The sequence below is a fragment of the Cupriavidus sp. CP313 genome (assembly GCF_054072015.1).
Genome location: NZ_JBSVZB010000030.1, coordinates 78,580 through 99,192, shown reverse-complemented (window position 1 = coordinate 99,192; position 20,613 = coordinate 78,580). Strand labels below are relative to the sequence as shown.

Here is a 20,613-nt window from a genome sequence, read left to right as displayed (position 1 = left end):
CCTCTCATCGCTGCCTCGCCCTGTGTGTGCCTTCAATGCAGAGTACAAGGAGATATCAATAATGCAATGAATTTCTGACTCAGGACACTAGGGCCTGTTCACATATAAAACGTGCGCGCGCAAGGGGGATACGCGGTGCAGTGCTAGGCGCCGGTCGCGCCGCTTGGTTATTCCAAGCAAGCGGCCGGCAACGACGCAATGCGCCGCGTATCCCCCTTGCCCTACGGGTTGGCCCGATCCGGGGCCATCTACTTTGTCGGGCGTCTTGCAAAGGGAATGACCCTTTGCGGCGACGCCCTTCGCGTAGCTGACCCCGGCTCGGGCCAACGCGCGCACGTTTTATATGTGAACAGGCCCTGGCGTCATCACGCTGATCGGCATGGCCATCAGCGTGGTGCTGCTGGCGCTGCGGCATATCCCGGTCGGGACCGGCTATGCGGTCTGGACCGGCATTGGCGCGGTCGGCACCGCGATCCTCGGCATCATACTCTTCAATGAGCCCGCCACCGCGGCGCGGCTGGCCTGCATCGGCCTGATCGTGTGCGGGATTGCCGGGCTCAAGCTGGTGGGCAGCGCCTGAGGCTCGGCATGCGGCAGTCTTAGCGCAGCAGCCGGCGGCGCAGCAGCACGAGGCACACCACCAGCGCCACCACCGCATAGGCGCCCAGCACCGCCAGGTGCAGGCCGACATCCTCCGACGGACGGCCCAGCATCAGCGGCCGGATCAGCGCCACTGCATGCGCCAGCGGCAGCAGCTTGGTGGCTGCCTGCACGCCTTCGGGCAACTGTTCCAGCGGGAAGAACACGCCGGACAGCAGCAGCATCGGCGTCATCACCAGGGTCTGGTAGAACATGAAGAAGTCGTAGCTGGGCGCCAGCGCGGTGACGATCATCGCCAGCGCGGCAAAGGCAATGCCGGCCAGCACGATCACCGGCAGCGCCAGCAGCGCGCCGGGCATCTGCGCATAGCCGAGCGCGCCCGCCACCAGCATGATGGCCAGCCCGGACAGCACCGCCTTGCTGGCGGCCCAGGCAATCTCGCCCAGCACCACGTCGCCCAGCGTCAGCGGGGCATGCATGATCGCCTCCCAGGTGCGCTGCACGTGCATGCGCGAGAAGGCCGAATACATCGACTCGAAGCTGGCCGACATCATCACGCTGGACGCGGTGGTGCCGGCGGCCAGGAAGGCGATATACGACACGCCGTTGACCTGGCCCACCATCAGCCCCAGCCCGAGGCCGAGGCCGAACAGGTAGATCATGGGGTCGGCGAGGTTGCCGATCATCGACGGGATGGCCAGCTTCTTCCACACCATGTAGTTGCGGTACCAGACCATCATCCAATTGCGCAGGTTGCGCGGCAGCAGCGGCTGCGGATAGCGCTGGCGCGGTGCCGCGGCGGCGTGGCCGCCACTGGCCGCGGGGGCGGTATCGGTGGTATCCGGGCGGGGATCCTGTTCGCTCATGTCAGTCCCTCGGTTCAGTCCCGCATCTCGCGGCCGGTCAGCTTGAGGAACACGTCCTCCAGGTTGGCCGGGCGGTGCAGGTAGCGCACGCCGTTCCTGCCGTGCAGCGCCGCCAGCAGCGGGGCGGGCTCGCGCACATAGCAGAACAGCGTCTCGCCGCTCATTTCAGTACGTTGCGCCAGCGGCGTCAGGCTGCCGCGCAGCGTGTCCAGTTCATCGCCATAGACCTCGACCACGTCGCAGCCGATCTGGCTGTCGATCAGCTCGTGCGGCTTGCCTTCGGCAATCTTGCGCCCGCCGTCGATCACGCACAGGTAGTTGCACAGCCGTTCGGCCTCTTCCATGAAGTGCGTGGTCAGCAGGATGGTCTTGCCGCTGGCCATCAGCGACTTGAGCCGCTCCCAGATCAGGTGGCGCGCCTGCGGGTCCAGGCCGGTGGTGGGCTCGTCCATCACCAGCAGGTCAGGGTCGTTGATCAGCGCGCGCGCCACGGTCAGGCGCCGGCGCATGCCGCCGGAGAGGTCGCGCACCTGGGCATCGGCGCGGTTTTCCAGCCGGGCGAATTCCAGCAGCATCGGCACGCGCCGCTCGATCTCGGTCGACGACAGCCCGAAGTAGCGCCCGAAGATGCGCAGGTTCTCGATCACCGAGAAATCCGGGTCGAGGTTGTCGAACTGCGGCACCACGCCCACGCGCATGCGCGCCTGCGGGGCGCGCTCGGGGATGGGCTCGCCGCACAGCGTGAGCGTGCCGGCCATGGGCGTGGTCAGGCCCAGCAGCAGGCGCAGCGTGGTGGTCTTGCCGGCGCCGTTGGGGCCCAGCAGGCCGAAGCACTGGCCGCGAAATACCTGGAGATCGAGGTCGTCGACCACGACCGTGTCGCCGTATTGCTTGCGCACCTTGCGCAACTCTAGGATGGCAGTCAAGGCAGGGTCCGGTGTGGCGCCGCACGGGCGCAATATCCGCCATTATGCCGGTCATCGGCGCAACGCTCAGGTGGCGCAGTGCAGCAAAGGCCGCGGCCGCAACGGGCAGCGGGGCTGGCCTGGCGCGCGGGCATAAAAAAACCGCCAGCGAACTGGCGGTTTTTTATGCCCGGCGGTGCCAGGCGGCGAAGCGTACTGGATCAGTACATCTTCTTCGGCAGCATCTGCATGCGCAGGCGCTTGCGCAGACGTGCTTCGGCGGCCTTCTTCTTGCGCTTGCGCTCGGTCGTCGGCTTCTCGTAAGCGGTGCGGCTCTTGAGTTCAACGATCAGGCCAGTCTGCAGAATGGCGCGACGGAAACGCCGCATCGCGACTTCAACGGGCTCACCGGGTTTCAAGACGATCTTAGTCAATTCAGTCCTTTAGGGGATTGCCGCAAGGAGCGGCTGGTTCACACGGGGGGAAACTGCGGTCGCCGGAGCGACTGGTATTGCACGCCGGGCTAATGCCCTGGTGCGCCCCCGCGAACCTGAAAGATGTGGACGTTTCAGTCCGTGCAACCAGTGTCAGGGGTGATAGCGCCAGGTCCTATACAACTGGAGCCTGACAGTACCGGTTTCCATGAATGCTATACGCCCGTAACTATGGCATGTATACGACGGCACTGTCAAGAATGCAGTGCAATGCGCGCGCGGGCGCAGCGTCGGAAATCGCCGTTAGTCTACTTTGGCGCACTTTATGCCGCCGCCTGCGTGGCACAATCTGGCTGCGCTCCGCCGCTGCGAGGCAAGAGCGCCCATCATGCCTGAGCCGCGCCAACCCGACCATCTCCGCCCTGACCCCGACTACCTGCTGCAGCGCATGCAGGCCGCCGGCGAACGCGCCGCGCGCGGGCGCCTGCGCATCTATTTCGGCGCTTCGGCCGGTGTCGGCAAGACCTTCGCCATGCTGGCCGCGGCGAGCGCGCAGCGCGGGCAGGGGGGCGACGTGGTGGTGGGCGTGGTCGAAACCCATGGCCGCGCCGAGACCGAGGCGCTGGCCGAAGGCATCGAGCGTGTGCCGCTGCGCCGCGTCGACTACCGCGGCCGCACGCTGCAGGAATTCGATCTCGACGCAGCCCTGGCACGCCGGCCCGCGCTGATCCTGGTGGATGAGCTGGCGCACAGCAACGCGCCCGGCAGCCGCCATCCCAAGCGCTGGCAGGACATCGCCGAGCTGCTGTCGGCCGGCATCGATGTCTGGACCACGGTCAACGTCCAGCACCTGGACAGCCTGAACGAGGCGGTGGCCGGCATCACCGGCATCCGCGTGCGCGAGACCGTGCCCGACGCGGTCTTCGACGATGCCGGCGAGGTGGTGCTGGTCGACCTGCCCGCCGACGAACTGCTGCGCCGCCTGCGCGAAGGGCGCGTGTACGTGCCCGAGCAGGCCCGCCATGCCGTCCAGCATTTCTTCCGCAAGGGCAACCTGATTGCGCTGCGCGAGCTGGCGCTGCGCCGCACCGCCGACCGTGTCGACGACGACGTGCGCGCCTACCGGCAGGAAGCCTCGATCGAGCCGGTCTGGCGCACGCGTGAAGCGGTGCTGGCCTGCATCGGCCATGGCAGCGATGCCGCGCAGGTGGTGCGCAGCGCTCGCCGGCTGGCCGGGCAGCTCGATTGCGACTGCCATGTGGTGACAGTGTCAGTACCGCGCCTGGCACCCGTGCCCGACGCCCAGCGCGAGCAGCTCGACGAAGCCATGCGGCTGGCCGAGGCGCTGGGCGCGCGTACCGAAACGCTGGCCGGCAGCGACATGGTGGCGGCGGTGGCCGGCTATGTGCGGCGGCATAACCTGACCAAGGTCTTGATCGGCCGCACGCCGGCGCGCTGGGCCGACGGCGGGACGTCGTTGCCCGGCCGCGTGCACGCGCTGCTGGCGCGCGCGCTGGCGCCATGGCTGGGCGCGCGCGCGTGGCTGTTCGGGCGCACCAGTTTTGCCGATGCGCTGGCTGCGGCGTGTCCCGAGATCGACGTGATCCGCGTGGCGGCCGACAGCGTCCGGCAGGACACCCCCGGTGATGCGCCCATGCTGCCCGGCACCGAGCCGCCGCAGGCAGAAGCCCGGCCTGCGCAGTGGCCGGGCCTGCTGTGGGCGGTGGCCTGGTGCGCCGGTGCCACCGCGCTGTCGGCGCTGGCGCGGCCGTGGTTCGACCTGGTCAATATCGCCATGCTGTTCCTGCTGGCGGTGGCCGGCGTGGCGCTGCGCCACGGACGCACCGCGGGGGCGTTCGCCTCGCTGGTGGCGGTGGGGGCGTTTGATTTCTTCTTCGTGCCGCCGCAGCTGTCGTTTGCGGTCAGCGACGTGCAATACCTGGTGACCTTCCTGGTGATGCTGGCAGTCGGGCTGGTGATCGGCCAGCTGACGGCCGGCCTGCGCGAGCAGGCCCAGGTGTCGGTGCAGCGCGAGACCGATGCGCGCACGCTGTACGAGCTGGCGCGCGAGCTGTCGGCGGCGCTGACCGACGCGCAGATCGTCGGCATCGGCAGCCGCTTCCTGCGCGCGGCGTTCGATGCGCGTGCCGCTTTTTTCCTGGTCGGCGCGGACGGCCGGCTGCTGCCCGCAGCCACGGACCCCGACGCCGGCGGCGCGGCACAGAGCGATGCCGTCGACCACGTGCTGGCGCAATGGGTCTTCAACCACGGCCAGCCGGCCGGCACCGGCACCGACACGCTGCCTTCCGGCACGGTGCTGTACCTGCCGCTGAAGGCGCCGATGCAGGTGCGCGGCGTGCTGGCGGTGGAGCCGCGCACCTGGCGCGCGTTTGCGCAGCCCGCGCTGCGGCGCCAGGTCGATGTCTTTGCCACGCTGATCGCGATTGCGATCGAGCGGCTGCACTATGTCGAGGTGGCGCAGCAGGCGCTGCTGACGATGGAGTCCGAGCGCCTGCGCAGCTCGCTGCTGGCCGCGGTGTCGCACGACCTGCGCACGCCGCTGACCAGCCTGATCGGCATGGCCGAGACCCTGCAGCGCGGCACGCCGCCGCTGGCGCCGGAGGTGGCCGAGACCGTCGGCGCCATGCGCGACCAAGCGCGCCGCATGCACGCGATGGTGGCCAACCTGCTCGACATGGCACGGCTGCAAAGCCGCAGTGTGGCGCTGCGCAAGGAATGGCAGTCGTTCGAAGAGTTGGCCGGCGCGGCGCTGGCGTCGCTGCGCGATGCGCTGGCGCGGCACCGCGTGGTGGTGGCCGACCTGTCGGCGCTGCCGCTGGTGGAATGCGATGGCGTGCTGATGGAGCGCGTGCTGTGCAACCTGCTGGAGAATGCGGCCAAGTACTCTGCGCCGGGCACCGAGATTCGCGTGCGCGGCGAGGTCTCCGATGACGCCGTGCACCTGGTCGTCGAGGACGACGGCCCCGGCGTGCCGGCGGCAATGGCGCGGCAGGTGTTCGAGAAATTCACCCGCGGCGAGCGCGAGTCCGCCACCACCGGGGTGGGCCTGGGGCTGGCCGTGTGCGAGGCCATCGTGCAGGCGCATGGCGGCAGCATCCGCGTCGAGCCGGTGCATGCGCAGGCGCAGGGCGAAGGCACCGGCGCGCGCTTCGTGGTCACGCTGCCGCGCGGCAACCCTCCGGTGCTGGAACCGGAAGCGGCCGGCTTGCCGGCCTGAACCCGACAACCTTTCAAGGATCCGACGCGTCATGCCATTCGAGTTTTCGCCCACAGTGCTGCTGGTGGAAGACGAGCCCCATATCCGCCGCTTCGTGCGCGCGGCGCTGCAGGACAAGGGCTGCACCGTGCACGAGGCCGAATCGCTGCAGCGCGGACTGATCGAGGCGGGCACGCGCCAGCCGGACCTGGTGATCCTGGATCTGGGGCTGCCCGATGGCGACGGCGTATCGATGATCGGCGACCTGCGCACCTGGACTGAAGTGCCGGTGCTGGTGCTGTCGGCGCGGACCGACGAGGCCGAGAAGATCCGCGCGCTCGACGCCGGCGCCGATGACTACCTGACCAAGCCCTTCGGCGTGGGCGAACTGGTGGCGCGCCTGCGCGTGCTGCTGCGCCGCCATGTGCGTGCCGGCGCGCAGGGGCGGGCGCAGGTTGCCTTCGGCGAGATCGCCGTGGACCTGGCCAACCGCCAGGTCACGCGTGCGGGGGAGCCGGTGCACCTGACGCCGATCGAGTTCCGGCTGCTGGCGGTGCTGCTGGCGCATCGCGGCAAGGTCATGACCCATCGCGAACTGCTGCGCGAGGTGTGGGGGCCGTCGCATGCCGACAGCAGCCAGTACCTGCGCGTCTACATGGGGCACCTGCGGCACAAGCTGGAAGCCGACCCGGCCCAGCCTGCCTACCTGCTGACCGAGATCGGGGTGGGTTACCGCTTCGCCGGCTGATCGCCGGGTCACTCAAAAAAGCACTTTTTTGCCGATCACGCCCCGCGTGAGGCTGGCGCTCGCCCCCTCGCGTCCACTCCCGGTAAACCCGCAACGACGTCGAAATCGTTTGACGCGCAAATTCAACAGGATAAACTGTTATTCATAAATATGAATTAATGCAGGAGCGCCGCATGCAGGACCAACCCGTCTATTTCATCTCGACCGACTACGTCAAGGGTTACCACCCCGCCAACCATGTCGGCACCCTCAACCGCCGGCTGATCGGGCCCGAGACCGTCGGGTCGCGGCACCTGGAAGTGATCCACGGCACCATCGAGAAGGGCAAGGGCGCGCTGCCGCATGCGCATCCCGGCATCGAGCAGGTCTGCTACGTGCTGGAAGGCCGCGCCGTGGCCGAGGTCGGCGGCCAGCGCAAGGAACTGGGCCCGGGCGACTGCTGCTTCTTCCCGCCGGACCAGATGCATGTGTTCACCGTGGTCAGCGAGGAGCCGGCCAAAATTCTGGTCATCTATTCCCCGCCATACGAGGAATCCCCCGAGCGCGTGATACGGCCCACATAAGACGCGGCTGGTCACGGCAAGGGATTTAACAACGACAGGAGACAACCACCGTGAAGTCCTTCAAGAACGCCTTTGCCAGCGTGGTGCTCGGGTGCACCGCGGCGCTGGCCGCCACCCCGGCGCTATCGGCCGATGAATTCCCGTCCAGGCCGCTGCGCCTGGTGGTGCCGTTCGCTGCCGGCAGCGGCACCGATGCCGTGGCCCGCCTGACCGCCAAGTACCTGGGCGAGGCGCTGCAGCAGCCGGTGGTGGTGGACAACAAGCCGGGCGCCAACGGCACCATTGCCGCCGAGTTCGTGGCCAAGGCCCCGGCCGATGGCTACACGCTGTTCATGACCACCAACACCACGCATTCGGCCAACCCGTCGCTGATGAAGCAGCTGCGCTATGACCCGGTCAAGGATTTCACGCCGGTCTCGCGCATGGGCAACCTGCCGTTCATGCTGGTGGTCAACCCGGCGCTGCCGGTGAAGACGCTGCGAGAGTTCATCGATTACGCCCGCGCGCATCCGGGCCTGAGCTATGCCAGCGGCAACAGCACCGGCATCGTGTCGGGCGCCACGCTGTCGAAGATGGCCGGGTTGAAGATGCTGCACGTGCCATACAAGAGCACGCCGCCGGCGATGACCGATGTGATGGGTGGCCAGGTGCAGGCGATGTTCGTCGACTTTGCCGCGGGCATCGCCAACGTGCGCGCCGGCAAGCTGCGTGCGCTGGCGGTGACCACCGCGCAGCGCAGCGCGCTGCTGCCCGACCTGCCGCCGCTGGCGAGCGTGCCGGAGCTGAAGGGTTTCGACGTGACCTCATGGAACGGCGTGTTCGCGCCGGCCGGGGTGCCCGCGCCGGTGGTGCAGCGGCTCAATCGTGAACTGGTTGCCATCGCCATCAGCAAGCAGCATGCGCCGCAGTTCCACGCGCTGGGCTTCGAGCCGTTCGGCAGCACCCCGGCCGAGCTCGGCCAGTTTGTCGTGGCCGAGCTGCAGAAGTGGTCGCGGCTGGTGCAGGACGCAGGCATCCAGCCGGAATAGGCGACGAACAGGCAACGAACAAGACAACGACATCAGGCAGGTAACGCTATGAATTTCGATCTCTCCGAAGAACAGGCATCCATCGTCGAGGCCGTGCAGCAGGTCTGCACGCAGTTCGACATGGAGTACTGGGACCGCCTGGACAAGTCCGGCACCTATCCGCACGAGTTCTACAAGACGCTGTGCGAAGGCGGCTGGCTGGGCGTGGCGATGCCCGAGGCCTTCGGCGGCGCGGGCCTGGGCATCCTGGAAGCGGCGCTGGTGATGCAGACCATCTCGCAGTCGGGCGCGGGCATGACCGGCGCCTCGGCGGTGCATATGAATGTGTTCGGCCTGAACCCGGTGGTGGTGTTCGGCACCGACGCGCAGAAGGGCCGCTTCCTGCCGCCGCTGATCGCCGGCCAGGAGAAGGCCTGCTTCGGCGTGACCGAGCCCGACGCGGGCCTGGACACCACCAAGCTCAAGACTTTTGCGCGCAAGGTGCCGGGCGGCTATTCGGTGAGCGGGCGCAAGATCTGGATCTCGACCGCGCAGGTAGCCGACCGCATGCTGCTGCTGGCGCGCACCACGCCGCTGGAGGCGGTGAAGAAGTCGACCGAAGGGCTGTCGCTGTTCTACACCAAAGTCGACCGCAGCAAGATCGAGATCCGCGAGATCGACAAGATGGGCCGCGCTGCCGTCGATACCAACATGCTGTTTATCGACGACCTGTTCATCCCGGAGGAAGACCGCATCGGCGAAGAGGGCAGGGGCTTTGAATACATCCTGCACGGCCTGAACCCGGAGCGCATCCTGATCGCCGCCGAGGCCATCGGCCTGGGCCGCGCGGCGCTGGCCATCGCCACGCAGTACGCCAAGGAGCGCGTGGTGTTCGGCCGCCCCATCGGTATGAACCAGGGCGTGCAGCATCCGCTGGCGCAGGCCTGGATGCAGCTGGAATCGGCCAACCTGATGATGCTCAAGGCCGCCGCGCGCTATGACGCAGGCCAGTCCTGCGGCGCCGAGGCCAACACGGCGAAGTACCTCGCCGCCGAGGCCGGCCATAACGCCTGCCAGACCGCGATCCTGACGCTGGGCGGCATGGGCTACTCGCGCGAGTACCGCGTGGAGCGGCTGCTGCGCGAGTCCTATATCCCGCGCATCGCGCCGGTCAGCCCGCAGCTCATCATGTGCTTTATCGCCGAGCGCGTGCTGGGTTTGCCCAAGTCGTACTGAGCGGGAGCGACGATGCAAGCAGAGCAAGCGCAGGCGAGCGCGGCCACCGGGCCGCTGGCCGGCATCCGCGTGATCGACATGACCTCGGTCGCGATGGGGCCGTATGCCACGCAGATCCTCGGCGACATGGGGGCCGAAGTCATCAAGGTCGAGCCGCCCGCCGGCGACGTGTTCCGCCACGCCGAGCCGGCGCGGCACGCGGCCATGGGCGCCAGCTTCCTGAACCTGAACCGCAACAAGCAGTTCGTGGTGCTGGACGTGAAGCAGCCCGACGACCTCGCCGCGCTGAAAGCCCTGATCGCCACGGCCGATGTCTTTGTCTCCAACGTGCGGCCGCAGTCGCTGCGCAAGCTTGGGCTGGACTATGCGTCGCTGCGCGCGGACCATCCGCGGCTGATCTACTGCGGCGCCTACGGCTATTCGGAAGAAGGGCCCTACGCAGGGGCGCCGGCCTTCGACGACATCATCCAGGCGCGCAGCGGCATGGCGCAGTTCCAGGGTGCGAACTCGAACGAAGGCCCGCAGTACGTCAACACCATCCTGGCCGACAAGGTGGCCGGGCTGACCGTGGCCTATGCGATCCCGATGGCGCTGTACGAGCGCGAGCGCTCCGGCCAGGGCCAGGCCATCGAGGTGCCGATGTTCGAGACGCTGGTGTCCTTCCTCGCCACCGAGCAATTGGCCGGGCAGACCTTCGTCCCGCCGCTCGGGCCGGCCGGTTATCCGCGCGTGATGTCGGCGCACCGCAAGCCCTATCGCACGCGCGACGGCCATATTGCGCTGCTGCCCTATACCAGCGCCCAATGGCTGCGTTTTTTCGATGTGTCAGGCCATGCGGAACTGGCGCACGATCGGCGCTATGCCACCCCGGCCGCGCGCAGTGCCAATATCGACGCGCTCTACGCCACGCTGGCCGAGATCGTCGCGCAGCGCACCACGGCCGAATGGCTGGACCTGCTGCGCGACGCTGATATCCCGCACAGCGAAGTGCCGCATTTCGACAGCCTGGCCGACGACCCGCACTTGCGCGCCACCGGCATGATGTTCGAATACGACCATCCCAGCGAAGGCCGCCTGCGCGGGGTCGGCATCCCGACGCGCTTCTCGCGCACGCCCGGCAATATCCGCAGCTGGCCGCAGGCGTTGCCCGGGTCAGGCGGCGCGGAGGGCGGCTGACGCGCCTTGCCGGCCGACTCCGCCGCGTACAATCCCGGCCAACAGATACTGAAGTCGAGGAAGCCTACGATGGCAGAAAACGAAGCAGCGGAGAAATCCGGTTACGCCAGCGTCAAGACGGCGCTGCGCGTGATCGAGATCATGGAGATCTATGCGCGCGAAGGGCGCTCGCTGACGCTGACCGAGCTGGCCAGGCTGCTGGGCGCGCCGATGTCGAGCTGCCTGGGGCTGATCCGCACGCTGGCCTCGCTGGGCTACCTGTACGAGACCGGACGCCGCCAGGGCTACTACCCGACGCGCCGGCTGCTCGATATCGCCCAGCGCATCGCGCGCAACGACCCGCTGCTGGAGCGCGTGCAGCCGGTGCTGGAATCGCTGCGCGACACCACCGGCGAGACCGTGATCTTCGGCAAGCTGCAGGACGACGGGCGCGTGCTGTACCTGGAGGCGCGCGAATCCGCCAATCCGGTGCGCTATATCGCCGCGCCGGGCGAGCTGCGCGATGCGCATGTCAATTCGATCGGCCGCGCCATCCTGGGCGCAATGACGGCCAGCGCGCGCGGCGAACTGCTCTCAGGCCTGTCATTCGCCGCGCGCACGCCGCGCACCATCGGTTCGGCGCAGGAGCTGGAAGCGATGATGCAGGCCTGGCAGAAGCAGGGTTGGTATCCGAATTTCGGTGAGTCGTTCCCGGACCTGGGGGCCATCGCCATGCCGGTAACGATGGGTGGCGTGACCTATGGCCTGTCGGTGGCGGGACCGCTGCATCGGGTCGAGGTCAATGCGGAGGGCATCGTCGCGGCACTGAAGGTTGCCAGCGCTTCGCTGCAGGGATGATGTAGAAGAGAGGAGGGCGTTGCGGCAGTCGGTCTGCCGTGACGCATTGTGCCGAAGCCCAAAACGAAAAAGCCCGGTGCGTTTGCACCGGGCTTCCGTATCGGTTGGCTCCCCGACCTGGGCTCGAACCAGGGACCTGCGGATTAACAGTCCGTCGCTCTACCGACTGAGCTATCGGGGAACAGCTGAGAAAGAAATTATAGCCAGTTTCTCTTTTCTTCGTCAACACCCTTTCGACATTTTGTTCTTGTCAGAAGGTGTCTGGAAGCTTCCGGCTTGCTGCCTGCCGTACGGTGCGAAGGGCATCTCTGCTGGCTTCGTGCCGTTGCGTTGAACAGCGAGGCCGCATTATAGCTACGGTTTTGGATTTGTGCCAGAAAAAAACCGCCTTGTGGCGGTTTTTTCTGCGGCACTCATACTGGTCAGTCGAATACCGGCGAATCCACGCCGAGGATCTTGTGCAGCTTCGGCGAGGTGGTGGTGTACTGCATGTGGATTTTCTTCTCGGGGAAGATATACGGCGCAGCACCGAACGCGGCCAGCGCGGCCTCGTGGAAGCCCGACAGGATCAGCTTCTTCTTGCCGGGGTAGGTGTTGATGTCGCCCACCGCGAAGATGCCCGGGATATTGGTCTCGAACTTCTCGGTGTCCACCTTGATCTGCTTGCGCTCCAGGTCCAGGCCCCACTCGGCGATCGGGCCGAGCTTGGGCGACAGGCCGAAGAACACCAGCAGGTCATCCACCGGCAGGCGGCGGGTCACGCCGTCGGCGCCGGTCACCTTGATCTCGGTGAGCACGCCGTCCTTCTCTTCATAGCCGCCGATCTGGCCGACCACGAACTGCATTTCCATCTGTTCGCACAGTTCCTTCATCTTGGCGACCGAGGCGGGCGCGGCGCGGAAGCCGTCGCGGCGGTGGATCATCACCACCGACTCGGCCTTGCCGGCCAGGTCCAGCGTCCAGTCCAGCGCCGAATCACCGCCGCCGACGATCACCAGGTTGCGGCCATGGAAGCGGCTCGGGTCCTTGACGCGGTAGAACAGCTGCTTGCCGTCGAACTTGTCGAGGCCCTCGACCTTCAGCGTGCGCGGCTGGAACGAGCCCACGCCGGCAGCGATAAAGATGGTCTTGGTGATAAAGCGGGTTCCGAGCGAGGTCTCGACGAAGAAGCGGCCGTCTTCGCGGCGCTCCACGACGGCGACTTCCTGGCCCAGGTGGAAGGTGGGCTCGAACGGCTCGATCTGCTTGAGCAGGTTGTCGGTCAGTTCCTGGCCGGTGCAGATGGGCACCGCCGGGATGTCGTAGATGGGCTTGTCCGGATAGAGCTCCACGCACTGGCCGCCGACCACCTTCAGGGAATCGATGACATGTGCCTTGATTTCGAGCAGGCCCAGTTCAAAGACCTGGAACAGGCCCACCGGGCCGGCACCGACGATCAGCGCATCGATTTCCTGCGGCTGGCCGCCTGCAGGGCTGCCGCCGTCGACCTGCTTGGTCGTGTCGGCGACGGGATTTGGAATGCTCAAGTCCATATTCGTCCTGATACGTTTGCGTGGGCCGCTTGTGCCCGGTGTTGCGGAAAGCGCGTGGGGACGGCCTTCTTGTTCTGTCAGCGCTGCAGGTACTGCAGCTTGTCAGTGGCGTCCTTCCATTCCTCGGCCTCGGCCAGCGGGGCCTTGGTCTTGGTGATGGAGGGCCAGTTGCGGGCCAGCTCGGCGTTCAGGTCGATGAACTGCTGCTGGTCGCCCGGCACGTCTTCCTCGGCGTAAATGGCGTTCACCGGGCATTCGGCCACGCACACGGCGCAGTCAATGCACTCATCCGGGTCGATGGCCAGGAAGTTGGGGCCTTCGCGGAAACAATCGACCGGACACACGTCAACGCAGTCTGTGTAGCGGCAACGGATGCAGGATTCGGTGACAACGTGAGTCATTTCGGTTCCAGGAAAACAGGTCGGCTTTTAATGGGAAACTGTGGGGCCGCTTCTTGCCGGCGGACGCGCCGCATCTACCGCATGGTGCCGCATGGCAGCATGGGCTGGACGAACGCCGGCCGAGGCCTTTCGGAAACCGATATTGTAGCCGAGCCTTCTGGCAAGAATAGCGGGTCTATATAGCCGGATCAGATAGTTTTCTTATTTCTTTATGCGCTTTTGATTTAACGCATGGCGGCCTGCTGGCATGCCGGCCCGCCAGCGGGCATGATGAAGGCCGACAGCAGTCACTTGCATCCGTGCCGGGAGACCCGTATGCCACGCCAGCCTTGCCTTGCCAGCCATGCCAGCCTGCCGCGCCATGCCGCGATGTGCCGGACCCTCGCGCCTATTGCTGTGCTGCTGACGGCATTTCTGGTGCCGATCGGGTCCGTTGCCGCCCAGGCCCTGGTCCAGTCGCCGGGCATGGCCGACAGCGTGGTATCGCGCCTGGTGGCGTGGCGCGCGCGCACTGACGCGCCGGTCGCGTTGCCGGCGCTGACCGCGTTCGACTGGGATCACTTCAGCGTGACCGATTCGCCCGCGGGCGATGCCATCGCCCATTGCAGCCGGGCCGGCCTGATGCCGTGCGGGCCGCAGCTGCAGCCGCAGCCGGGCGACCGGGTGCAGGTGCTGCGCTTCGAGCGCGCCGGGGCGCAGGTCTACACCGAGCGCATCATGGCTGGCGATGGCGCCTTTGCCGAGCCGCTGCCGCAGCGGGTGCCGCGCGCCGCCGCCACGCTGGTGTCGTGCCCCGGGACAGACGGCCGCCAGCTGTGGTGCCTGCAGGGCAAGGCAAAGGGCAGGGAGGCGCCGCGGCAGCCACAGCCCTTCCTCGATGGTGGTTGAGCGGCGCCTGCGGCCAGACTTCGGTTAGCATGACGTACTGACCCGGCATCGCCGTCTGCCTCGCTATGATCATCCCGTCTCTGCTCGACACCGACCTGTACAAATTCACGATGATGCAGGTGGTGCTGCATCAGTTCCCGCAGGCGCAAGTGGAATACCGCTTCAAGTGCCGCAATGCGGGCGTCGACCTGGCGCCCTATATCGATGAGATCCGCGCCGAGGTGGCACACCTGTGCCAGCTGCGCTTCACCGACGACGAGCTCGCCTACCTGCGCGGCCTGCGCTTTATCAAGAGCGATTTCGTCGACTTCCTCGGCCTGTTCCACCTGAACGAGAAATATGTCTCGGTGCGGCCGTCCCCGCAGGGCAACGGCGAGATCGAGATCTCGATCATCGGCCCGTGGCTGCATACCATCATGTTCGAAGTGCCGGTCCTGGCGATCGTCAACGAGGTCTATTTCCGCCGCACCCAGCCCAGGCCCGACCTGGCCGAAGGCCGCCGCCGGCTGGACCACAAGCTGGCCTTGCTGAAGACGCCCGAGCTGGCGGATTGCGTGATCGCCGACTACGGCACGCGCCGGCGCTTTGCGCGCGACTGGCAGGAAGAGGTGCTGCTGACCATGCGGCGCCAGCTGGGGCCGCAACTGGCCGGCACCAGCAACGTCCACTTTGCCCGCCTGCACAATATGGTGCCGCTGGGCACGATGGCGCATGAATACCTGCAGGCCTGCCAGGCACTGGGCCCGCGGCTGCGCGATTCGCAGGTGTACGCGCTGGAGCGCTGGGCGCGCGAGTACCGCGGCGACCTGGGTATCGCGCTGTCGGATACCTATGGCTTCGATGCCTTCCTGCGCGACTTCGACCTGTATTTCTGCAAGCTCTTCGACGGCGTGCGCCATGATTCCGGCGACCCGATGCAGTGGGGCGAGCGCATGGTCGCCCACTATGCCGCCAACCGCGTCGACCCGCGCACCAAGACGCTGATCTTCAGCGACAGCCTCGACATCCCGCGCGTGATCGAGCTGTATGAACGCTTCCATGGCCGCTGCCGGTTGGCCTTTGGCGTCGGCACCAACCTGACCAACGACCTTGGCTATACCCCGCTGCAGATCGTGATCAAGATGGTGCGCTGCAACGGGCAGCCGGTGGCCAAGCTGTCGGACACGCCGGAAAAGACCATGTGCGACGATGTCGGCTACCTGTCCTACCTGCGCCAGGTGTACTCGGTTCAGCCCGGGGCGTAGCAAAATTCAACACATCGCGCCCGCCGCGCCATGCTTTGCGCGCGGCGCTCGCCACTATAATCGGCGCATCGCGCCCTTGCCGCGCTCCGCGACCCCCCACCAGGCCTTATGGAAACCAACGACGCCCGCGACCGCATCTTTGCCCGCATCCGTGCTGCCCAAGGCAGGCCGACCCGGCCGAGCGCGGGCGAGCGCGAGGCCGTGGCCGACTACCTGTCGCGCCACCCGCAGGGTCCGCGCCCGGCGGTGGCGGCCGACCTGGCCGAGGCCTTCCTGGCGCAGGCGCAGCGCATGGCCTCGACCGTGGACCGCGTGGCGACGATGGGCGAGGTGCCCGCCGCCACCGTGCGCTTCCTCGACAGCCTGAACCTGGTCCACCGTGCCGTGGCGTGGGACGCGCTGGGCCCGCTGCCGTGGCAGGCCGCGGGGCTGGCGGTGGAATGCCGCCCGCCGGTGCGCGAGGTCGAGGCCGACCGCGAGCATGGCGACCTGGTCGGCATCACCGGCTGCTTCTGCGCGATTGCCGAGACCGGCTCGCTGATGCTGCTGTCGGGTCCGGCCACCTTTGCCTCGGCCGCACTGCTGCCCGAGACCCATGTGGCGGTGGTGCCGCGCTCGCGCATCGTCGCCGGTCTGGAAGACGCCTTTGCGCTGGTGCGCAGCGAGCGCGGCGAACTGCCGCGCGCCACCAATATCATCAGCGGGCCTTCTCGCACGGGCGATATCGAGCAGACCATCGTGCTCGGCGCCCATGGCCCGTACCGCGTGCATGTGATCCTGGTCGACGAGGCCTGAACCCGCGGCTTCCGCCGCACGGAATGCGATGCACCGCTGTTGCAGCAGGCCCGGCGCAAGAGGTGCTTGAATTACACTTGCAGGCTTGCCTGCGTGCCGCGGCTTCGTGCCGGCGGTGCGTCAATGAATGCTGCATTCCCGAGGAGATCCTGCCTGATGCGACGTGCCTCCGTGCTGTTGCCGCTGCTGGCCGTGCTGGCCGCCTTTCCCGCCGTCGGCCATGCCGCGGACCTTGACGGGGCGTCGCTGTCCTCGCTGTGGGGGCTGCCGTTCGCCGGCATCCTGCTGTCGATCGCGGTGTGGCCGCTGGTTGCGCCCAAGTTCTGGCACCACCACTACGGCAAGATCGCCGCGGGCTGGGGGCTGCTGTTCCTGCTGCCGTTCGCGGCAGCGTTCGGCACGCATGCGGCCGCCGCCAGCGCGGTGCACGCGCTGCTTGCCGAGTACATCCCGTTCATCGTTCTGATCGCCTCGCTGTATATCGTCGCCGGCGGCATCTGCGTGCGCGGCAACCTGCACGGCACGCCCAGGCTCAATACCGGCATCCTGGCGCTGGGCACGCTGCTGGCCAGCTTCATGGGCACCACCGGCGCGGCCATGCTGCTGATCCGGCCGCTGCTGCGCGCCAATGACAACCGCCGCCACGTGGCGCACGTGGTGGTGTTCTTTATCTTCCTGGTGGCCAATGCCGGCGGCTCGCTGACGCCGCTGGGCGATCCGCCGCTGTTCCTGGGCTTCCTGAAGGGCGTGGACTTCTTCTGGACCATGCGCAACATCTTCCCGGAGACGGTCTTTATCTGCGTGGTGCTGCTGGTGCTGTTCTACCTGGTCGACCGTCACTACTACCACAACAAGGAAGAGGAACTGCCGCCGCGCAGCGACCCCACGCCGGACTCGGGCGGCATCGCCATCGAGGGCAAATTCAACTTCGCGCTGCTGCTGGCCGTGATCGGCCTGGTGCTGATGAGCGGGCTGTGGAAGCCGGGCATTTCGTTCGACATCCTGGGCACCGAGGTGCCGCTGCAGGCCGCGGTGCGCGATGCGCTGCTGGTGGTGGTGGCGGTGGTGTCGCTGCTGGTGACGCCGCAGACGGCGCGCGCCGGCAATGAATTCAACTGGGAGCCGATCCTGGAAGTCGGCAAGCTCTTCGCCGGCATCTTCCTGACCATCATCCCGGTCATCGCCATGCTCAAGGCCGGCACGGACGGCGCTTTCTCCGGCGTGATCCGCGCGGTCAGCGACAGCAACGGCCAGCCGGTCGACGGCATGTACTTCTGGGCCACCGGCCTGCTGTCCTCGTTCCTGGACAACGCGCCGACCTACCTGGTGTTCTTCAACACCGCCGGTGGCGACGCGGCCACGCTGATGACGCGCGACGCCTCGACGCTGGCCGCGATCTCGGCCGGGGCCGTGTTCATGGGCGCCAACACCTATATCGGCAATGCCCCCAACCTGATGGTCAAGGCCATTGCCGAGAACCGCGGCGTGCGCATGCCGAGCTTCTTCGGCTACATGCTGTACTCGGGCATCTTCCTGATGCCGCTGTTCGTCATCATGACCTTCCTTTTCTTCCGAGTGTGATGCCATGAAGCCGTCTGTCCTGGTCACCCGCGCCATCTATCCCGAAGTCATTGCGCACCTGGCGCAGTATTTCGATGTCGACGACAACCAGCAGGACGCGGTGCTGGACGCCGCCGCGCTGAAGGCGCGCCTGGCGGGCAAGGCCGGCGTGCTGGCCAATGCCGCCGACCGCATCGACGGCGATGTGGTCGCCGGGCTGCCGGCGCTGCGCGCCGTGTGCAATATGGCGGTCGGCTACAACAACCTGGACGTGCCGGCGCTGACGGCCGCCGGCATCGTCGCCACCAATACGCCGGACGTGCTGACCGAGACCACCGCCGACTTCGGCTGGGCCCTGCTGATGGCGACCGCGCGCCGCGTGACCGAGGCCGAGCACTACCTGCGCGCCGGCAAGTGGCAGCGCTGGAGCTACGACATGCTGGTCGGCATGGACCTGTACGGCAGCACGCTCGGCATCCTCGGCATGGGCCGCATCGGCCAGGCCCTGGCGCGCCGCGCGAGCGGGTTTGGCATGAGCGTGCTGTACCACAACCGCAGCCAGCTGCCGGCGGACACCGAGCGCGCGCTCAACGCGCGCTATGTCAGCAAGGAAGACCTGCTGCGCCAGTCCGACCACCTGCTGCTGGTGCTGCCCTATGGCCCGCAGAGCCACCACGCCATCGGCGCGGCCGAGCTGGCGCTGATGAAGCCGACCGCGACGCTGGTCAACCTGGCGCGCGGCGGCATCGTCGACGATGCCGCGCTGGCGCAGGCGCTGCGCGACAAGCGCATCTTCGGCGCCGGCCTGGATGTGTTCGAGGGCGAGCCCAGCGTCCATCCGGACCTGCTCACGGTGCCCAACGTCGTGCTCACGCCGCATATCGCCAGCGCGTCCGAGAAGACTCGCCGTGCGATGGCGATGCTGGCCGCCGACAACCTGATCGCCGCGCTCGACCAGGGCCCGCAGGCCGGCCATCCGCCCACCGTGATCAACCCCGATGTCATGTCGCGGCGCCGCTAAGCCTGCCATCCACCTGTTTCCTGCTGCATGACCCTGATTCCGTTCCTGACGCTGGCCGTGGCGCTGCTCGCGGTCGTCCTGCTGGTAATCGTACTGCTGCGCCAGCAGGCTGCCTCGCCGGGGGCCGAGCTTGGCCGGCAACTGGCCGACATGCGCGCGGAAAGCGCGCGCGGCATGGAGCGGCTGGAGCGAGAGGTGCGCACCGAAGTGGCCGAGGCCGCGCGCGGCAACCGCGACGAGTCGGCGCAGCAGATGCTGCGCTTCCAGCAGGCGCTGTCGTCGCAGCTGACGGGCATCGCCACGCTGCAGAACAACCAGATCGACACCTTCGCGCAGCAACTGGCCAAGCTGACCGAGACCAACACCCAGCAGCTCGAGCAGGTGCGCCAGCACATGATGCTGCAGGGCCAGCAGGCGCGCGACGAGCAGGCCGGCACGCTGCGCCGCTTCGGCGACGGGCTGCAGCAGCAGCTGGCGCAGATGTCCGAAGCCAACGAGCGGCGCCTGGCCGAAGTGCGCGCCACGCTGGAGAAGAAGCTGCAGGACATCGAGGCCAACAACGCCGCCAAGCTGGAGGAAATGCGCCGCACCGTCGACGAGAAGCTGCACGCCACGCTGGAGCAGCGCCTGGGCGAATCCTTCCGGCTGGTGTCGGACCGGCTCGAGCAGGTGCACCGCGGCCTGGGCGAGATGCAGGTGCTGGCGCAGGGCGTGGGCGACCTGAAGAAGGTGCTGACCAATGTGAAGTCGCGCGGCACCTGGGGCGAAGTCCAGCTGGAAATGCTGCTGGAGCAGATGCTGACGCCGGAGCAGTACGGCAAGAATGTCGAGACCGTGCGCAACTCGGGCGCGCGGGTGGAGTTTGCGATCCGGCTGCCGGGCAAGGCCGCGGGTGGCGACAATGCGCCGGTCTGGCTGCCGGTCGACGCCAAGTTTCCCAAGGAACAGTACGAGCGCCTGGTGGACGCGCAGGAGCGGGGCGATCCGGATGGTGTCATCGCCTTCGGCCGCGAACTGGAAGTGGCGCTGCGGCGCGAGGCCCAGACCATCGCCGAGAAATACCTGTCGCCGCCCCAGACCACGGATTTCGCCATCCTGTTCCTGCCGACCGAGGGTTTGTACGCCGAGGTGCTGCGGCGCCCGGGCCTGACCGACCTGATGCAGCGCGACCACCGCGTGACCGTGGCCGGGCCGACCACGCTGACCGCGCTGCTGAACAGCCTGCAGATGGGCTTTCGCACGCTGGCGCTGGAAAAGCGCTCAAGCGAGGTGTGGGAGGTGCTGGGCGCGGTCAAGACCGAGTTCGGCAAGTTCGGCGACGTGCTGGCCAAAACGCGCGATACGCTGGAGCGCGCCGCGCGCAATATCGAGCAGGCCGAAGTGCGCACGCGCCAGATGGCGCGCAAGCTGCGCACGGTGGAAGCGCTGCCGGGCGAGGCCGCGCAGCAGGTGCTTGGCCTCAATGCAGCAGAAGCGGCGGACGCCGCCGAAGACAACGGCGGCTGAACCAGCGACAGGGGAGGGGCAGGGCAAGCCCCCGCAGGGGGCTGCCGGATTGCTGCCGGCCTGGGCGCCGGCGCGCT

The 20,613-nt window shown here is 67.4% G+C and carries 18 protein-coding genes, 1 tRNA gene and 1 pseudogene; 14 read left to right on the top strand and 6 right to left on the bottom strand.

The annotated features are described in order from the left end of the window. Positions 1-355 precede the first annotated feature (355 nt). Positions 356-580: pseudogene (locus ACW4E8_RS31610) on the top strand (DMT family transporter); the annotation flags it as partial. A gap of 19 nt (positions 581-599) precedes the next feature. Here ACW4E8_RS31610 and ACW4E8_RS31605 read toward each other — a convergent pair. From ACW4E8_RS31605 to rpsU, 3 genes are all read right to left on the bottom strand, one after another. Continuing rightward, a complete protein-coding gene (locus tag ACW4E8_RS31605) occupies positions 600-1,466 on the bottom strand; it encodes an ABC transporter permease (RefSeq protein ID WP_456808108.1) in 867 nt (288 codons plus the stop codon). A gap of 14 nt (positions 1,467-1,480) precedes the next feature. Further along, positions 1,481-2,392 (bottom strand): nodulation factor ABC transporter ATP-binding protein NodI, encoded by a 912-nt coding sequence (nodI, locus tag ACW4E8_RS31600; RefSeq protein WP_456808107.1) that lies wholly within the window; start codon positions 2,390-2,392, stop codon positions 1,481-1,483. 200 nt (positions 2,393-2,592) lie between these two features. After that, positions 2,593-2,805 carry a 30S ribosomal protein S21 gene (gene rpsU / locus ACW4E8_RS31595; protein ID WP_010814647.1) on the bottom strand — a complete coding sequence of 71 codons (213 nt, stop codon included), beginning with the start codon at positions 2,803-2,805 and terminating at the stop codon, positions 2,593-2,595. Between the two features lie 388 nt (positions 2,806-3,193). Between rpsU and ACW4E8_RS31590 the strand changes: the two genes are divergently transcribed. The 7 genes from ACW4E8_RS31590 to ACW4E8_RS31560 all read left to right on the top strand — a co-directional run bounded on the left by ACW4E8_RS31590 (position 3,194) and on the right by ACW4E8_RS31560 (position 11,589). Next, the gene (locus ACW4E8_RS31590) at positions 3,194-6,043 is read left to right on the top strand and encodes a DUF4118 domain-containing protein (RefSeq protein ID WP_456808106.1); all 2,850 of its coding nucleotides are present in this window, start codon (positions 3,194-3,196) and stop codon (positions 6,041-6,043) included. A gap of 31 nt (positions 6,044-6,074) precedes the next feature. Further along, entirely contained in the window at positions 6,075-6,770 is a 696-nt protein-coding gene (kdpE, locus tag ACW4E8_RS31585) for a two-component system response regulator KdpE (RefSeq protein ID WP_456808105.1), read from the top strand. A 173-nt stretch (positions 6,771-6,943) separates the two neighbouring features. Further along, positions 6,944-7,333 carry a cupin domain-containing protein gene (locus tag ACW4E8_RS31580; protein ID WP_456808104.1) on the top strand — a complete coding sequence of 130 codons (390 nt, stop codon included), beginning with the start codon at positions 6,944-6,946 and terminating at the stop codon, positions 7,331-7,333. A gap of 50 nt (positions 7,334-7,383) precedes the next feature. After that, positions 7,384-8,361 (top strand): tripartite tricarboxylate transporter substrate binding protein, encoded by a 978-nt coding sequence (locus tag ACW4E8_RS31575; RefSeq protein WP_456808103.1) that lies wholly within the window; start codon positions 7,384-7,386, stop codon positions 8,359-8,361. Positions 8,362-8,409: 48 nt separating this feature from the next. Then, positions 8,410-9,576 carry an acyl-CoA dehydrogenase family protein gene (locus ACW4E8_RS31570; protein ID WP_456808102.1) on the top strand — a complete coding sequence of 389 codons (1,167 nt, stop codon included), beginning with the start codon at positions 8,410-8,412 and terminating at the stop codon, positions 9,574-9,576. A gap of 12 nt (positions 9,577-9,588) precedes the next feature. Beyond that, entirely contained in the window at positions 9,589-10,752 is a 1,164-nt protein-coding gene (locus tag ACW4E8_RS31565) for a CaiB/BaiF CoA transferase family protein (protein ID WP_456808101.1), read from the top strand. A gap of 69 nt (positions 10,753-10,821) precedes the next feature. Next, entirely contained in the window at positions 10,822-11,589 is a 768-nt protein-coding gene (locus ACW4E8_RS31560; RefSeq protein ID WP_456808100.1) for an IclR family transcriptional regulator, read from the top strand. Between the two features lie 105 nt (positions 11,590-11,694). Here the strand turns inward: ACW4E8_RS31560 and ACW4E8_RS31555 are convergent. From ACW4E8_RS31555 to fdxA, 3 genes are all read right to left on the bottom strand, one after another. Next, positions 11,695-11,770 (bottom strand) — tRNA-Asn (locus tag ACW4E8_RS31555). 241 nt (positions 11,771-12,011) lie between these two features. Continuing rightward, positions 12,012-13,121, bottom strand: coding sequence for an NAD(P)/FAD-dependent oxidoreductase (locus tag ACW4E8_RS31550; RefSeq protein WP_456808099.1), 1,110 nt, complete (start codon positions 13,119-13,121; stop codon positions 12,012-12,014). Between the two features lie 77 nt (positions 13,122-13,198). Continuing rightward, entirely contained in the window at positions 13,199-13,522 is a 324-nt protein-coding gene (gene fdxA, locus ACW4E8_RS31545; protein ID WP_010814656.1) for a ferredoxin FdxA, read from the bottom strand. A gap of 315 nt (positions 13,523-13,837) precedes the next feature. Here fdxA and ACW4E8_RS31540 point away from each other — a divergent pair, with 315 nt between their 5' ends. The 6 genes from ACW4E8_RS31540 to rmuC all read left to right on the top strand — a co-directional run bounded on the left by ACW4E8_RS31540 (position 13,838) and on the right by rmuC (position 20,536). Then, a complete protein-coding gene (locus tag ACW4E8_RS31540) occupies positions 13,838-14,410 on the top strand; it encodes a hypothetical protein (protein ID WP_456808098.1) in 573 nt (190 codons plus the stop codon). 65 nt (positions 14,411-14,475) lie between these two features. After that, positions 14,476-15,654 carry a nicotinate phosphoribosyltransferase gene (gene pncB, locus ACW4E8_RS31535; RefSeq protein WP_456808097.1) on the top strand — a complete coding sequence of 393 codons (1,179 nt, stop codon included), beginning with the start codon at positions 14,476-14,478 and terminating at the stop codon, positions 15,652-15,654. A gap of 108 nt (positions 15,655-15,762) precedes the next feature. Beyond that, positions 15,763-16,449: a LutC/YkgG family protein gene (locus tag ACW4E8_RS31530; RefSeq protein ID WP_456808096.1), complete on the top strand. Its 687-nt coding sequence runs from the start codon at positions 15,763-15,765 to the stop codon at positions 16,447-16,449. Between the two features lie 156 nt (positions 16,450-16,605). Next, complete coding sequence (locus ACW4E8_RS31525) at positions 16,606-18,030, top strand: sodium:proton antiporter (RefSeq protein ID WP_456808095.1); 1,425 nt, start codon at positions 16,606-16,608, stop codon at positions 18,028-18,030. 4 nt (positions 18,031-18,034) lie between these two features. Next, the gene (locus ACW4E8_RS31520; protein ID WP_456808094.1) at positions 18,035-19,030 is read left to right on the top strand and encodes a 2-hydroxyacid dehydrogenase; all 996 of its coding nucleotides are present in this window, start codon (positions 18,035-18,037) and stop codon (positions 19,028-19,030) included. A 27-nt stretch (positions 19,031-19,057) separates the two neighbouring features. Continuing rightward, a complete protein-coding gene (gene rmuC / locus ACW4E8_RS31515; protein WP_456808093.1) occupies positions 19,058-20,536 on the top strand; it encodes a DNA recombination protein RmuC in 1,479 nt (492 codons plus the stop codon). The last annotated feature ends 77 nt before the right edge of the window (positions 20,537-20,613 follow it).

Excerpts from the sequence above, each read along its gene's own strand:
- ACW4E8_RS31580 (WP_456808104.1), top strand. The coding sequence starts at position 6,944 with ATGCAGGACCAACCCGTCTATTTCATCTCGACCGACTACGTCAAGGGT.
- ACW4E8_RS31520 (WP_456808094.1), top strand. The coding sequence starts at position 18,035 with ATGAAGCCGTCTGTCCTGGTCACCCGCGCCATCTATCCCGAAGTCATT.
- ACW4E8_RS31590 (WP_456808106.1), top strand. The coding sequence starts at position 3,194 with ATGCCTGAGCCGCGCCAACCCGACCATCTCCGCCCTGACCCCGACTAC.
- rmuC (WP_456808093.1), top strand. The coding sequence starts at position 19,058 with ATGACCCTGATTCCGTTCCTGACGCTGGCCGTGGCGCTGCTCGCGGTC.
- ACW4E8_RS31565 (WP_456808101.1), top strand. The coding sequence starts at position 9,589 with ATGCAAGCAGAGCAAGCGCAGGCGAGCGCGGCCACCGGGCCGCTGGCC.
- ACW4E8_RS31530 (WP_456808096.1), top strand. The coding sequence starts at position 15,763 with ATGGAAACCAACGACGCCCGCGACCGCATCTTTGCCCGCATCCGTGCT.
- ACW4E8_RS31560 (WP_456808100.1), top strand. The coding sequence starts at position 10,822 with ATGGCAGAAAACGAAGCAGCGGAGAAATCCGGTTACGCCAGCGTCAAG.
- ACW4E8_RS31570 (WP_456808102.1), top strand. The coding sequence starts at position 8,410 with ATGAATTTCGATCTCTCCGAAGAACAGGCATCCATCGTCGAGGCCGTG.
- pncB (WP_456808097.1), top strand. The coding sequence starts at position 14,476 with ATGATCATCCCGTCTCTGCTCGACACCGACCTGTACAAATTCACGATG.
- ACW4E8_RS31525 (WP_456808095.1), top strand. The coding sequence starts at position 16,606 with ATGCGACGTGCCTCCGTGCTGTTGCCGCTGCTGGCCGTGCTGGCCGCC.
- kdpE (WP_456808105.1), top strand. The coding sequence starts at position 6,075 with ATGCCATTCGAGTTTTCGCCCACAGTGCTGCTGGTGGAAGACGAGCCC.
- ACW4E8_RS31605 (WP_456808108.1), bottom strand. The coding sequence starts at position 1,466 with ATGAGCGAACAGGATCCCCGCCCGGATACCACCGATACCGCCCCCGCG.
- ACW4E8_RS31550 (WP_456808099.1), bottom strand. The coding sequence starts at position 13,121 with ATGGACTTGAGCATTCCAAATCCCGTCGCCGACACGACCAAGCAGGTC.
- fdxA (WP_010814656.1), bottom strand. The coding sequence starts at position 13,522 with ATGACTCACGTTGTCACCGAATCCTGCATCCGTTGCCGCTACACAGAC.
- ACW4E8_RS31540 (WP_456808098.1), top strand. The coding sequence starts at position 13,838 with ATGCCACGCCAGCCTTGCCTTGCCAGCCATGCCAGCCTGCCGCGCCAT.